We start from the raw sequence: 14,784 nt of genomic DNA, 5'->3' as shown, positions 1-14,784 counted from the left end.
CAACGCCGGCTGCAACTCCTCTCCACGTAAATTCTTCGCGATAATCTTACCATTCGGATCTACCAGGTAGTTCGCCCGGATGTTTATCTCCTAAAAGTGCTTCCTGAATATCAATGGCTGAGAAAAGGACAGGATAAGAATCCGCAACTCTGCTCAACTCCGCTCTCAACTGTATTTGTATAACTACGAATTTGCATTTATTCGTATCACAGTTGAACAATTTATCACATAAATCGTTTTAGTCACCAGGCAATCATCAATCCCTGTAATCAACCAATTATTCAATCGCACGCAAAACATCAATCAATTTATAGCAATCACTAATTATCAACCTCTAAAATCAGAACGTATGTGGACATGTCGACACTGCTGCAAGCGCGGGGTATTGTTTTTGTACCTTTTCCTATGTTGCAGCTACCTGCTATCAGCACAAAACATTAAAGTCACCGGTAAAGTAACCTCTCCCAAAGGAGAAGTATTGCCCGGCGTAACCGTACTGGCAAAAGGCACCAAAGCCGGCAGTATTACGGACGGCGAGGGTACCTACACCATCACCGTCGCCAGTGACGGCACCCTCGTATTCAATGCCATCGGTTTCCTGCGTCAGGAAATTCCCGTAAAAGGTCAAACCACCATTAACGTGACCATGGCGGACGACAACAAACAACTGGGCGAAGTACTGGTTACCGCGCTGGGCATCACCAAAGCTAAAAAGAGCCTCGGCTTCGCTGCCACAGAAATCAAAGGGGCCGACCTCGCCGTTACCAACGAAGTAAACCCGGTCAATGCCCTGCAGGGAAAAGTAGCCGGCGTGCAGATCGATCAGGGCGCCGGTGGCCTCTTCGGTAGTACTAAAATTGTTATCCGCGGTAACTCTACCCTGGGAAATAATAACCAGCCCATATTTGTAATCGATGGGGTAATCATGGATGATGGCACCTTCAACGGTACAGGCCGCGACTTCGGTAACGACCTCAAGAACCTTAACATGGAAGACTTTGAAACGGTTACGGTACTCAAAGGCTCCTCCGCAGCTGCCCTGTACGGCTCCCGGGCCATCAACGGGGTGGTGCTGATCACTACCAAAAAAGGTAAGGAAAGAAAAGGTTTAGGCATTAACGTTAGTCAGACATTCAACGTGTTTAAACCTTATGCCGGACCCGATTTTCAAAATGAATTCGGCGGCGGAACCGTAGGCGCATTCTTTACAGATAACCGCGACCCTAACTACCTGCCTACCGATAACTGGCGTACGAAAGTATTTCCCATAGACCCCTCCAGCGGTAAGCCCTACATCGATCGCGGGATTGGCCGTGAGCTGGAAAACTGGGGGCCCCGCCTGAACGGACAGGAAGTTATCAACTACGACGGCACCACCACCCGCTACGTAGCACAACCCAATAACTTCCTCGATGCCTTCCAGACCGGTCGTGGCTCCACCACCAATGTGGCCATCGACGGAGGGAACGACCGCTCCACCTTCCGCGTGTCTTATACCCGCAACTCCAGCGAAGGCATCGTGCGCAATAACAGCATGCTGAAAAATAGTGTGGAAGCCCGCGTTACACATACCCTCAACAAATTTCTCAGCGCCGATGTTAGTGCCAACTACACCTATTTCAGCGGTAAGAATCCACCCCGACTCGGTGGCCTGGATGCTTTCGCTTCCTATAACTTCGGTAAACTGTTTACCTGGCTGCTGCCGCGTAACTACGATACCAAATACTGGATGCAACAGGATAAATATACCAGCATCTTTGGCGGGGCACCTAATCCTGCCGATCCAAACGAACCGAACAAAGTGCCGGAATCCCGCTTTTGGTTCAATCTCTTCGAAAACGAATATCTCCAGAATGAACAAACAATCCGTGGTCGTGTAGCCCTTACCGCTACCCTTACGCCATGGGCCAAAATGGTACTGGAAGGAAATGTGAATAACCTGTACACCCGCAACGAAAACAAGGAGTTGGGACAGGGTCAGAATTTTGCAGGCGGACTATATGGCCTGGGACATACCAGCAAGGAAAGCTACTTCCTGAAATGGATGATGACAGTGAATAAAACCCTCACCAAAGACCTGGACCTCAGCGGTTACATTGGCGGCGAAACACAACGTTTCCAAACCACTTATAATTACAGTGAAACCGTTGGTGGACTCAGCTATCCCGGCAACTATTTCCTCGCTAACTCTGTAGAGAAGCCAAAAGCAGAAGGTGGGGTGAAAAACAGGAAAGCCTTCAATTCCATCTACGCAAGCGTGGACCTCTCGTGGAGAAATCAGCTGTTCCTGCAGGGAACTTTCCGTGGCGACTGGTCCTCTGCACTCACCTACACCGACGGCACAGGAAATCACTTCTACGCCTATCCGGCTGTCAGCGCCTCCTGGCTGTTTTCTGAAACCTTTAAGATGCCGGAATGGATCACCTTCGGTAAGCTGAGAGGCAATATTGCCGGCTTAGGTAGCGATACCGATCCGTTTACCATCAACCCGGGTTTTGCATTCAACGGATATACGATGTCCAACGGGCAGGACCTGCCAATATCTACCTACAGCCGCTACCCGGACCCGTTAACCGGTAAGTTCATCGCGATTGTGCCAGGTTTGAAACCACAGCGTAAAATAGCGAAGGAGCTGGGCCTGGAAATGCGCTTCCTTAAAAACAGGTTAGGATTTGATTTCTCTGTATACCAGGATAACACCAAAGACCAGATCCTCGACATCGGCACTCCTCCGGAAACCGGGCTGGAAGGGATCATCATCAATGCCGGAAATATCCAGAACAGAGGGCTGGAGCTAATGGTGGATGCCACACCGGTGAAAACCACCAATTTCGAATGGACTACCAGCGTGAATTATTCCTTTAACAGAAACCTGATCAAATCCCTTTACACCGACAGAACAGAATATGACCTGAAAGCAAACATCGGAGAGATCAGCACCTGGGCGATTGTAGGTAAATCCTATGGCACCCTGCGCACCACCATTCAATCTAAAAAGTACCAGGCTACCGATGCCAATGGTAATCCGATAGCGGACCCTAACAACGGAAAAGTAGAACTGGCGTGGCGCTCCGATGCCCGTGCCGGATTCCCTGCCCGTAGTAATACCCTGCAGGATGTAGGGGATATTAATGCGAAATTCCGCGGTGGATGGAACAACACTTTCAAGTATAAAAATCTGTCGCTAAATGTATTGCTGGATGCTAAAATCGGCGGCGACTTTGTACTGCTCACCTACCGGTATGGTACCCATACGGGTGTGTTGCCTAATACACTGGCTGGGAGAGATGCAGATCATGGCGGTATAACATGGACCAGTAAGTATGATAATCAAACCTATGATGATGGTATCATTCCGGACGGTGTGTTCGCAAAAGGCCAGATGGTAACGCTGCCGGATGGTTCTCAGGTAAATGTAGGCGGCCTTACCTACCAGCAGGCTTATGAAAAAGGATATGTGGAGCCAACGCATGCGCCGCAGTTCTATTATCGTTACGGCTCTTCTTCCACGGGTGTTTCAGATTACTGGATCAAGAAAAATTCCTGGATCTCCCTGCGCCAGGTGTCGCTGGCCTACCAGTTTTCACCGGCACTCTGCAAAAAGCTGATGCTGAACAACCTGAGTGTGGCTATCGTTGGGCGCGACCTGTTATACCTGTACAATTCACTGCCGTATAACTATAACCCGGCATCTAACAACTCTAACAACACTGCTTTCTCCGGGGAAGAAGGATTTCTGCCGATGGTTCGCTCAATAGCAGGTACTATCAGGATAGGATTCTAATTGCTATCATCAAAAACGACAAATCATGAAACAAATCGTTCCAAAATATATAAAAGCCGCCTTGTTACTGGCATTGCTGGGTAGCAACGCCTGTACGAAAAACTTTGGGGATATCAATACGGACCCCAGCCTGGTATCAAAGCCGGATGTGAAATTTTTGCTGAGCTACGTGGAAGATAAAATAGTGACCTACCAGGGTACCGAGTGGGTATGGGAAAGTATGGAGCAGCTGATGCGTTTTACCCAGCATGTAACCTCCAGCCCGTATGAAATCACCAATAATGTCAACACACGCTATAATAATTACTACCTGCAAATCCTGCCCAATTTGTTTGAAATCAGGAAACAGGTAGATGCTATGGCCAACAAGAACGAATACCAGAAAATTGCACAGGTAACATATGTATTACAGGTACTGCACGGTTTGAAGGTGACGGACATGAATGGCTCCATTCCTTATACTGAAGCCGTCCGCGGGCGTTACGACGCAAAGTACAACCCGGTATACGACGAGCAGCAGACGCTGATGAACACCTGGTTGTCGCAGCTGGATAATGCCATCAAAGTACTGGCGGATAATACGCTGCCTACCCAGGTGACCTATGGCGTTAATGATATATTTTATCAGGGCGACTGGGCAAAATGGATCAAGCTGGCCAATACCCTTAAACTTCGTATAGCCGCCAGGTTAGAAAACGCGGATAAGGCAAAATGCCAGGCCATCTTCCAGGAAGTGATGAAAGATGCCACAGGACCTATTAATGCAGATGATGCGCAGGTAAAGTACCTCAATACAACTTTCACTCCTTTCGGCACAAGTGCGGATATTGATTACCGTAGTCGCCGCTATGCTACTACGTCTATCATGGCTTTCCTGAAAAAAAGCAATGATCCCCGGTTGCCGGTATACTTTGAGCCCAACGACCTCGTAGGGGCTTACAAGGATACGCTGACAAAGTACAATGTAACATTGCCGGCGTTTATTAATCCCGCTGACCCGCTGATTCAGTTCCAGGGCGGCCCGGCCGACTGGACCACTAACCCTGCCGTGGCGGGTTACATCAGTAATGGGTTTATCGTAAGTCAGTATACTAAATACAACCTGATCTCGCCGATTAACCGCAAATTCTTCTCTCCCAAACTAAACCAGGCCACCGGTAACTTTATGGATGTACCGGTTACCTACGCAGAAACCTGCTTTTATATCGCTGAATTTATACAGAAAGGATATGCAGGAGGAGTAGACACCAAAGGCTCGGCGGAAGACTGGTATAAGAAGGGCATCACTTCTTCCATTCAAACCATGAATGCCATTGCGATAGCCGCTGGTTCTACAGTAGCCTATACGGGTGCAGGCCTCACGGAGATCAATGCCTATCTCAATCAGCCGGATGTTAAGTTTAATGGGGTAAATGACCTGGAGAGAATATATGTGCAGCAGTTTTTGGGCATGTATCGGCAGCCCAATGAGGCCTATGTTTTTTGCAGAAGAACAGGGTATCCCAAAAATAATTCCACGTACTATGCCCGGGAAACATTCAATGAGCTGATCCCTCGCCGCTTCTGGCTCACCGACCCGGGAGAGGTAAACCGCGTTAACTGGAATACTGCGATGCAGCAGCAGGGATTCACGCCCAATGCCCAGGATTTGCAGACCCTGAGTTCACAGCGGATTTGGTATGATAAGTCAGCACCTGATTTTGGAAAAGGTAATTAAACGTAAGAGGGTGTCCGTAAAAAGACACCCTTTTATTTTTTGCGATAAGCTTTTTCTGATTGTTTGGATGAGTTTCCCTATATTTAATCGCATATGTTTACTACTATTCCCAACTTCTAAGCCTGACCCTTAATATGAGAAAGAAAAAAGAGAATGTACTGGAGGTCTTTCCCTTAACTATCGACAGACTGATCGAGCGCGCGCAGGACGCTGGTCAAACCCTTACCCATACGGATATCGCAGCCGAAATAGGTGTGCCGGCGGATACATTCGATTTTTACTACCAGCGGGATAAAGCCCCTGCTGAACTGTTCGACCTGATGCGGAAGAAATTCAAACCACTCATTGGAACACTCTACATTGAGCGGGTTGTGCTCACGATTGATGCCGATGATTTGGAGGACGAGGACGAAGAATAGCCAGGTTACTGCATCCACTGTCGTACTTTAGCTTCCATACCATCTGCGGAGCCATTTAATTTATCTGCCACCAGCGCATTATCCACTGCCCGGTGTAATAAAGCAGTATCCCCTGTGGATGCCGCCAGTTGCGCAATGCGGTAATAAGTCATGGCCAGCAGCTCGGGAATCCGGGTAGCGCATTGCAGCGATTGCTGATAATATCGCAATGCCTCCTCCGGTTTATTTTGCTGGGTGGCAATACGGCCCATATGATTCAGCAAGGCATATCTCACGCCATAAAAATCTTCCCGGATACTATCTTCCACATAAGACTTTGCGAGGGCAAAGGCCTCATTGCTTTTGCCGGCTATACGCAGGTTGAGCACCCGGACTACCTTTGCCTGCGCTACTGCATTAGGTTTCAGCGTGGCGTCCCAATGCAGCACTTTGAAATCGGGGTCTATAGATACGGCTGTTACTTTTCCTTTAAGGGGTAGTTGCAATACCGTTGTACCCTCCTGGATGGCAACCTGCTCCAGACTGGTGTTGCCGTTGTCGTAGGTGATCAGCACTTCCAGCCGGAGGTGATAGAGGCTGTCCTGCTGACGGATGGTGAGTTGCAGCTTGTTTTGCTGCTGCTGCCACTCGCTTTCCCAGGTGGGCGCTCCGGTGCGTTCAAACCATTCCTGGAACAACCAGTCCAGCGGTTTACCATTCGCTTTGTTCATCTCCCCAACAAAATCCTCCCAGGTAAGCCCGGTAGCCGCATACCGCTCCCCAATGGTGCGGAGGGTTTTATGAAATACTGGTTTACCCATGGTGTTAGCCAGTACCTCCAGTGCGAGGAAGCCTTTACTATCTCCCAAAATATGATCATTGTAACCGGACAATGCTACCAGTGGCTCATCGTTACCGGCAGCGGCGTTTTTCAGATATCCCAGGCCGCTCTGGTCTTTCAGGTATCCCGGATAGCCTGTCATCCGGTAATCGCGGGCACGGGCCGGGTCAAACTGCATTACTACCTGCAGGGAACCATATTGTGCCATGGCTTCCGTTAGTATTGCGTTTCCTTTTTCACCTTTCGATCTGACCTTATTTCCCCACCACTGGTGGCCAATTTCATGGCCAAACAGGGCGTAATTAAATTGTTGCAACGCAGAAGTAGGCATTACTACGCCACCGAAAATACTGGCGCCACCAATGCCCATCCGTTCGGCCACCAGGTCCGGGTATTCGATAATGGAGAAGTTTGGAATGCGGAGCGGACCAAACTGCGTACTGAGAAAATCTAATACCGAGGCGGCTTTCTGGCAAATATCCTTACCATCTACCTCCTTGCTTAAAGTATAGGTGTAATAGTTGGTAGGGCCTTTTATTTCCTGCCTGCTATAGTTGCCGATGTATAAAGAAAAAATATCCGGTTGGGTATAATGATACGTGTAGCTGTTGCCTGCTTGGGTGATAGCTGCTGCCGCCATTACCGGCATCATTTGGTTGGAAGTGGTGATGGTAATAGTTCCGGTAGCGCGCAAGGTATTGGAGGAGCCATCGGCAGCACGCTGCTGCACTTGCGGATACCATGCGGAGCCATAGCCGCCTGCCCAGCAGTAAGCGGAATCCAGGTAAAACTGAAAGGCTGATGCACTGCCCCTTTCATAGGCAAAGGAAAGTCGTATACGCGTACCCGTAGCCAGGGGTTTGCTGAAATGCCAGCGGTAAATCACGTCCCCGCTTTTCCTGTTGCTGGAATCGAGCATTCCTGTTGCGCCTTCCAGCTGTAGCTGGCGCAGGTTTTCTACCCTGGCCAGGCGGATGTCAAGCGAGTCGGCCATGGTAGCATCCGTAACGAAAGTAGTGCTGCCGGTTACAGTGAAATGTTTAGTGGCCGGATGGGCCTGTATATCGAGTTGGTAATCCGGTTGGATTTGTGAATAAAGCTGTACAGGAACTAAAAAACATATGATGATGATCAGCAGGCGCATTTTCTTTTTTTTACAAAGAAACGGTAGTGCACGATGAAAAAATTGTACCGGATTAACTTTTTAGCAACTGCCGGTATTTCCTGGGGGTAACGTGGTAGAACACACGGAACGAGCGGATCAGATGTGGCGCGTCGGTAAAGCCGCAGGAAAAGGCGATATCGCTGACAGGCAGGTTGCCCGTAAACAAGAGCATGGTTGCTTTGCGCAGTCGCATGCGCAACTGGTATTCCCCAACGGTCATGCCTACACGTTCTTTAAAGGCACGGGCAAGGTATACCGGGTGGGTAAACACGCGTTGCGCGAGTGACTGGATGGTATGATGATGGTCGAACTCATTTTCCAAAATGGCTTTTACCCTGGGTAGCCATTCGAGTCGCTGTGGTACAGCCGCTGTAGCATAATTACCCAACCAGTTGATGATATACTCTTCAGGCAGGTCCGTACGCGCATCGGCCAGAAAGGAATATAGCAGCCGGTACATTTCTTCGAAGCAGCCATTTTTAAAAATGGCTACGGAGCCAGGAAGTCCTGGCCGGAAATCCAGTTGCTCCATCCATTCCTGCTTAAACTCAAAATTCAAGCACCTGCCTGGGGTATGAAAGTGATTGGCATGGGTATAGCCAGCGGGACGGAATAGGATTTCTCCAGGTTGAATGATGTTATCTCCTTTTTTATGTATTTCATTGTAGCTGCCATTTATGAGTAAGCTCAGGTAAGCATTTTCATGATAATGTTCACGGAGGACTTCATCCTGCTGATAGGTGGTAATATTTATCTTAAAGGATGCACTGTCATTGGATTGTCGTTCAGTACCGAAGTAATGACCGGGCAACAAAATAGTACCCATGGGGGCGTTGATTTTAATAATCGAATATACGATGAATACCGATATCTTTAATAGGTCTCCAGCGCTCTCGTAAAGTCGGCCGTGCGGTAGGAGGATTCGGGTATCTGTGCTAATGTAGAGGCTCCTGCTTTACTTCCCAGGCCATAAAATTCCTGGAAGCTCATGATAAGTGGCCGCCATTTGTCCGGGTCCACATGATCCGGTTTCCCATCCATCAGTATTGTTTCTTCCAGCTGTACCCGTTGTATACGCATTTCAAAAACGATAATTTTCCCGCGCATGGCATCATCCTCTGCTGCCAGTTCATGAATTGCTTCTACCACTGCTTCTAGCTGCACCGGGCATTCCAGTACTGATGGAGGTTTTACTGTTTTTGAATTTACCGGTGTCAGGCCTGCCCGTTCGAATTTATCGGGTTCATGGAAATATCCCTTTGCTACTTTACCTGCGGGTACAGGGTTGCTGCCGGTGGTTTTTGCGAGTTTATTAACCGCATCGGCCAGGTCCGAAGAAGGGAGATTAATGACACATTCTTTTTCGCGTAGCAGGTTTTGCGTTGTTTTGGAAGATGCTGCCAATCCTACCATACAACGCCAGCCTAGCCAGAATACGGAGGAGCTGGGGGCAAGATTAAAAGTGCCATTTTCATTGGTGGTACTAATCAGCATGACGGGTGTGCCGAAATAAAGTATTGAAGGGTGCGACTGGATGTGCATGGTGAACTTTTTTTTCACAAAGCTATGAGAAGTGAATGCCGCCCGAAACCCGAATCTTGCTAAAAAATCCAACTAATACCCAGTTGCTTTCTGAGTGTATGTAATGCTTTTACAATGTGTTTTTCCACTGTGCTGACTGAAATATTCATCCGGTCTGCAATTGCCTGGTGGGATAGTAATTGTAAGCGGCTTAGCAGGAATGCTTCTCTGCATTTTTCCGGCAGGTTATTTACTACGCGGTGTATACGTTCTTCCAGCTGTTTGCTGTCGATACTGATGGTGTTTTGTACTGCAGGTTCACCCTTTATTAATGCACGCAATGCATCCTGTTGCTTTTCCTGTACCAGCTTCTGCCGGTAACGGTCAATCATACCATGCTTTAATAATTTATGCATATAGGCCAGCAGGTGCGAAGTATGTTCAATGCGATCCCGGCTGGCATACAGGCGTACAAATACATCCTGTACTACTTCCCGCGCATCCTCCCTGTTGCCCATGCGTTTGTAGGCAATATTTAGCAGGCTGATAAAGTATTTGTCATAAATGAATTCAAACGCCTTTAGATTCCCCGCCGTTATAAGCTGGAACAGTTCACTGTCGGTAGCGTTTGCAAAGGACTCCTTCATTTGATGAGTGCGTGGTAAACAAAATAAATGAAAAAAATATTGAAATGCAATAGCGGTTATCTTTTTTTCGCTCGTTTATACTATATATCCGCAGTAATAATAAACAGGATTTTCTTTGGGTAAAGCGTTAAATATTGTGGTGTTGGAGAGGTACCTGGATGGTACTGCGTCCGTGGAAGAAATACAGCAGGTGGAGGATTGGCTTCATGAAAATGATGGGGATGAACCATTGTTTGAAGAGGAGGATTCACAGGAGGCTATACAATATCGGGAAGATGCAAAGGCTATGCTGCTGAACAGGTTGGAATTGCCGGAAGAGTCAATAAACCACACGCCTGTACGCAGTTTTAAAAACCTGCGTTGGGTAGCTGCTGCCATCACGGTAGGTGTGTTGCTAAGCTCCCTGTTATGGTACTTGCAGCACACGGGCAAATCACCATCTCCCCAAAACAAACAAGTGCTGGCAGTGAATGCATATGCCAACCAGGAAAAGGCCTGGTTATACCTGTCAGATAACAGGAAGATTGCATTAGACTCAGTACCACTGCATGCAACAGTGACGGATGGAAGCACAAGGATTACTAAAGTCGCAACGGATGAAATTGTGTATACCACGGCGCATGCTGGTAAAGTCGGATTTCATCAGGTTAGTTTGCCCAAAGCAGCGCAATATAAAGTAGTACTGGCTGATGGAAGTAAAATTTGGGTCAATGCCATGTCCGCCATCCGCTATCCGGCTGGTATGGCGCAGGAGCGGGAAGTTAGCGTCCGCGGAGAAGCCTATTTTGAAGTAGCAAAGCGGACCATTGCCGGTAAACGTCAACCATTTACTGTACAGGCAGGCACGGTAAAAGTAGCAGTATTGGGTACTCACTTTAATGTGAATGCTTATGATGATGGTGGAGGCATTAAAACAACATTACTGGAAGGGAGTATTCATGTAAAGGTAAAAAATGAAAATAAACGTATTGAACCCGGTGAACAAGCCAGCGTAAATGCTGCCGGTGAACTGAAAGTGACACAACCAGATCTGGAGTTAGTAATGGCCTGGCAAAAAGGTTACCTGCAATTCAACGATGCTTCTATCGTAGAAGTATTCCGGCAGGTAGCACGTTGGTACGATGTGGATGTTATTACGGACAATGCCACTGACCAGGGTACCTTCCATGTCAAAATTCACCGCGGCATGAAGCTCTCAGCGATATTAAGCGGGCTCAAAGCCAATGGTGCCAGGTTTCATACTACAGGCAAAAAAATCTTTATTGAATAAACTAAAACCATGATTTATTAGGCGGTTACTGCCTGTTACCCATTTTACCAATTTAAAATCTAAAGAATGAGATCATTTTTCAAAAGATCGCTTGCACGCCCGTTGCAAGCCGGGAAGCCTATGCTCCTGCTCTTCGGACTGATGTTATCCTGTAGTCTGACCTTTGCCAAACAGCTGCATGTTCGCCTGAGCCTGGATGTTACTAACCAGCCGCTTGAAACCGTATTCAAAACAATGGAAGAAAAATCCGGCTATGCATTTTGGTACAAGCATGAATTACTCCGGAGGGCGAAGCCGGTTACTATCAAAACAGTGAACGAGGAAATGCTGTCTATCCTCGATAAAATACTTAAGAATGAGCCATTAGCCTATGAGGTGAATGATAAAGTAATTGCTATCAGGGAGAAGGAAATGCCGGTGCAGGAAAACCTCCGCCAGTCGCCCTCCCAGGCCCCTGTATCCGGTAATGTGACAACAGAAAATGGAGAACCCGTGATTGGCACCACGGTGAAAAACAAAAACGGTACGGCAGTTACCACTACCGATGTAAATGGTCACTTCTCCATAAAGGCTTCAGTAGGGGATGTGCTGGTATTATCTTCCATCGGTTTTCAAACCACCGAGGTAGAAGTGAAATCAACAGCTACGCTTGCTATTGTTTTGAAGATATCTCAGGATAAGCTCTCGGAGGTAGTAGTGGTAGGATATGGTACCCAGAAACGTGCTAACCTGACCGGCGCCGTGGCCACCATCAGTTATGACAAGGCGCTGGAGAACCGGCCCATTACTAATCCCAGCCAGGCCCTCGCCGGTAAGGTGTCCGGCGTGTTTGTGAGTCAGAACTCGGGCTCTCCCGGCAGCGATGGTGCTACTATTCGTGTGCGTGGTTATGGCACCCTTAATAATACCGATCCGCTGGTACTGATCGATGGGGTAGAGGGCCGTATGGCCGAACTGAACCCGGCTGATATTGCCAGCATTACCATTCTGAAAGATGCGGCTTCCTCCGCCATCTATGGCTCCCGGGCCGCTAACGGGGTGGTATTGGTGACTACTAAAAAAGGAAGTTATAATAGTGACCCTACCTTGTCCTACAACGGCTACTATGGCTTCCAGCAGCTGGGCAGGAAATATGACCGGGTAACCAACAGTGTTGAGCTCATGAAAACCTGGAATCAGGCAGTTACCAACAATGGTGGTGATCCCATATTTCCGCAACAGGTGATAGATGATTTTGCTAACAACAACGACCCTTACCTGTATCCCAATACAGATTTCAATAAAGAGATCTATCGCACAGCTCCTATTACAGAACATAACGTGTCGGTAAGAGGAGGCTCCGCCAAACAAAATTATTACCTCTCTGCCAACTATCTTTCGCAGGAGGGTATCATCAAACAAACCGACAGCAAGCGTTATGGCATTAACTTCTCCCTGAATAATAAAGTAAAGGACTGGTTAGAAATAGGTGGCCGCGTGCAGATCACCCGTAAAGAAACCAACAGTCCATATGATGGTATCTCACGCGTTTACTACATCATGTCCAACGGTGGTTATCCTTTTATTGCACCTTATACTTCGGACGGCCGCTTCGGTGCTACACAGGCACTCAGGCCTGATGGCGCACCAATAGTCGATTCGCGCAATCCGCTGCCGGATCTTTATAATGGCAGGTCGCAGTATATGAATAATTTTTTCCGTGCTACGCTCAATGCTACGGCTAACCTCACTAAAGACCTGACTTTTAAAACCATGTTTACCGGGCAGTCGAATAATAACCGCCAGGACAGGTACAACCAGATGAACTACGTGTATACCGCCGCCGGCCAGCAAAGTAAAGTACTCGATTATCCTACCCAGATATCTCCTTACAGGGGTAATGATGAGGAATTTTATTGGGTATACTATAACACCCTCAACTATACGAAATCAATTAACCATACGCATAATATTGGTGCTATCATCGGTATGCAGTCGGAATCTTACCAGTTGAAGGATATGAGTGCTCAAAAGTCCGACCCGCCTAAATCCGGACTGAACGAAGTAGATGCCGGAACCTCCAATGTGAAAGCTACTGGTAATACTACAGAGTGGAGCAACCTCGGATATTTTGGTCGTATCAATTATAATTATAAGGAAAAATATCTGGTAGAAGCTAACCTGCGTGCGGATGCATCTTCCCGTTTCAGGGAAGGTAACCACTGGGGGTATTTTCCTTCGGTGTCCGTTGGATGGGCCATGGAAAAGGAAGCATTTATACGTAACATACCGGCTATCAGTCAGCTTAAATTACGCGGTTCCTGGGGACAGCTGGGTAACCAGAATATAGATAATAATTACCCGTACATCGCTTCTGTTACGCAAGCAAACAGTACCAGTTATACCGTAGGTGGACAGCTGGCTCCAGGGGCAGCTATTGTGAACCTGGTAGACCCGAATATCAGCTGGGAAACAACTGCCAGTACAGATGTAGGGCTGGATGTAGGATTGTTTGATAATGCATTGTCTTTTGAGTTCGACTATTTCAATAAAAATACCGATAACATCCTGGTGCAGCTGCCTATTTCTGCTACTTTGGGAGAAGTAAATGCGCCCATCCAGAACATTGGGAAGATGAATAACAAAGGGTTTGAGTTATCCGTAAACTATCGCTCGCCGGAATATAAATCGGGAATTAGCTATAGTATCGGCGCTAATGTATCGCACATTAAAAATATGGTGACGCGTTTCCGTAAAGACGCTCCTGACCAGCTCTGGCTGATTCGTGAAGGACAACCTTATAAAATGCTGTATGGGTTTAAGTTTGACGGTATCTTCCAGTCTGATAAAGAAGCATCCGATTACATGCACGCTAACGGCTACACGCCACAGGCCGGCGATATCAAATACGAGGATGTGAATGGGGACGGTAAACTGGATTTCAACGATAAGCAAGCCCTGGGCAATACCTTACCCACCTGGACCTATGGCCTTACCCTCAATGTGAATTACAAACGCTGGAGCCTCAACGTAGTAACCCAGGGAATGGCCGGCGTGAATGGTTACAACCAGAGTGCATGGACGCAGCCACTCGGTATTTCCGGTGGTTCCCTGCTGACGCGCTGGAGGGATGCCTGGACACCGGAAAACCATAGTAATACCCTGCCACGTATAAAGGTAAACGATACCTGGAACCGTTATGAGTCTTCGTTCTGGGTACAAAATATGAGCTACCTGAAAATTAAGAATATTCAGTTGCTATACCAGTTACCCGAGGAATGGCTGCGGGCTGTTCACTTTAAAAGCGCCAGCATTTATGCCAACGTACAAAACCTTCCGTCTTTTACCAGCAAAGGTTACATAGGATTTGATCCGGAACAAAATACGTTTGACAACGGGGGAGGTGTATATCCAACACCGGTCATCGCTTCTTTTGGTATTAACCTGCAACTTTAAAATGAA

General features: G+C 47.7%; 9 protein-coding genes. 5 read left to right on the top strand and 4 right to left on the bottom strand.

Translation table 11 applies throughout. The features are described from left to right. The first annotated feature begins 349 nt into the window (after positions 1-349). The 3 genes from KW844_RS18895 to KW844_RS18885 all read left to right on the top strand — a co-directional run bounded on the left by KW844_RS18895 (position 350) and on the right by KW844_RS18885 (position 5,920). Positions 350-3,784, top strand: coding sequence for a SusC/RagA family TonB-linked outer membrane protein (locus KW844_RS18895; protein ID WP_218378343.1), 3,435 nt, complete (start codon positions 350-352; stop codon positions 3,782-3,784). 25 nt (positions 3,785-3,809) lie between these two features. Then, a complete protein-coding gene (locus KW844_RS18890; RefSeq protein ID WP_218378342.1) occupies positions 3,810-5,501 on the top strand; it encodes a SusD/RagB family nutrient-binding outer membrane lipoprotein in 1,692 nt (563 codons plus the stop codon). A 134-nt stretch (positions 5,502-5,635) separates the two neighbouring features. Beyond that, positions 5,636-5,920 carry a hypothetical protein gene (locus KW844_RS18885; protein WP_218378341.1) on the top strand — a complete coding sequence of 95 codons (285 nt, stop codon included), beginning with the start codon at positions 5,636-5,638 and terminating at the stop codon, positions 5,918-5,920. Positions 5,921-5,925: 5 nt separating this feature from the next. Here the strand turns inward: KW844_RS18885 and KW844_RS18880 are convergent, their stop codons facing one another. The 4 genes from KW844_RS18880 to KW844_RS18865 are packed head-to-tail and all read right to left on the bottom strand — an operon-like array spanning position 5,926 to position 10,073. After that, positions 5,926-7,884 (bottom strand): M1 family metallopeptidase, encoded by a 1,959-nt coding sequence (locus tag KW844_RS18880; protein WP_218378340.1) that lies wholly within the window; start codon positions 7,882-7,884, stop codon positions 5,926-5,928. 52 nt (positions 7,885-7,936) lie between these two features. Then, entirely contained in the window at positions 7,937-8,731 is a 795-nt protein-coding gene (locus KW844_RS18875) for an AraC family transcriptional regulator (protein WP_218378339.1), read from the bottom strand. A 47-nt stretch (positions 8,732-8,778) separates the two neighbouring features. Next, a complete protein-coding gene (locus tag KW844_RS18870; RefSeq protein ID WP_218378338.1) occupies positions 8,779-9,465 on the bottom strand; it encodes a flavin reductase family protein in 687 nt (228 codons plus the stop codon). 41 nt (positions 9,466-9,506) lie between these two features. Beyond that, on the bottom strand, positions 9,507-10,073 hold the full coding sequence (locus KW844_RS18865; RefSeq protein WP_218378337.1) for an RNA polymerase sigma-70 factor: 567 nt from the start codon (positions 10,071-10,073) through the stop codon (positions 9,507-9,509). A gap of 115 nt (positions 10,074-10,188) precedes the next feature. On the opposite strand from KW844_RS18865, the gene KW844_RS18860 reads away from it, so the two are divergent. Continuing rightward, entirely contained in the window at positions 10,189-11,343 is a 1,155-nt protein-coding gene (locus tag KW844_RS18860) for a FecR family protein (RefSeq protein WP_218378336.1), read from the top strand. A gap of 66 nt (positions 11,344-11,409) precedes the next feature. Next, positions 11,410-14,778 (top strand): TonB-dependent receptor, encoded by a 3,369-nt coding sequence (locus KW844_RS18855; protein ID WP_218378335.1) that lies wholly within the window; start codon positions 11,410-11,412, stop codon positions 14,776-14,778. Positions 14,779-14,784: the final 6 nt, after the last annotated feature.

It is taken from the genome of Chitinophaga sp. sic0106, from assembly GCF_019219075.1.
Classification (GTDB): Bacteria; Bacteroidota; Bacteroidia; order Chitinophagales; family Chitinophagaceae; genus Chitinophaga.
The sequence above is the reverse complement of the archived record's forward strand: the minus strand, read 5'-3'. Positions and strand labels throughout refer to the sequence as shown.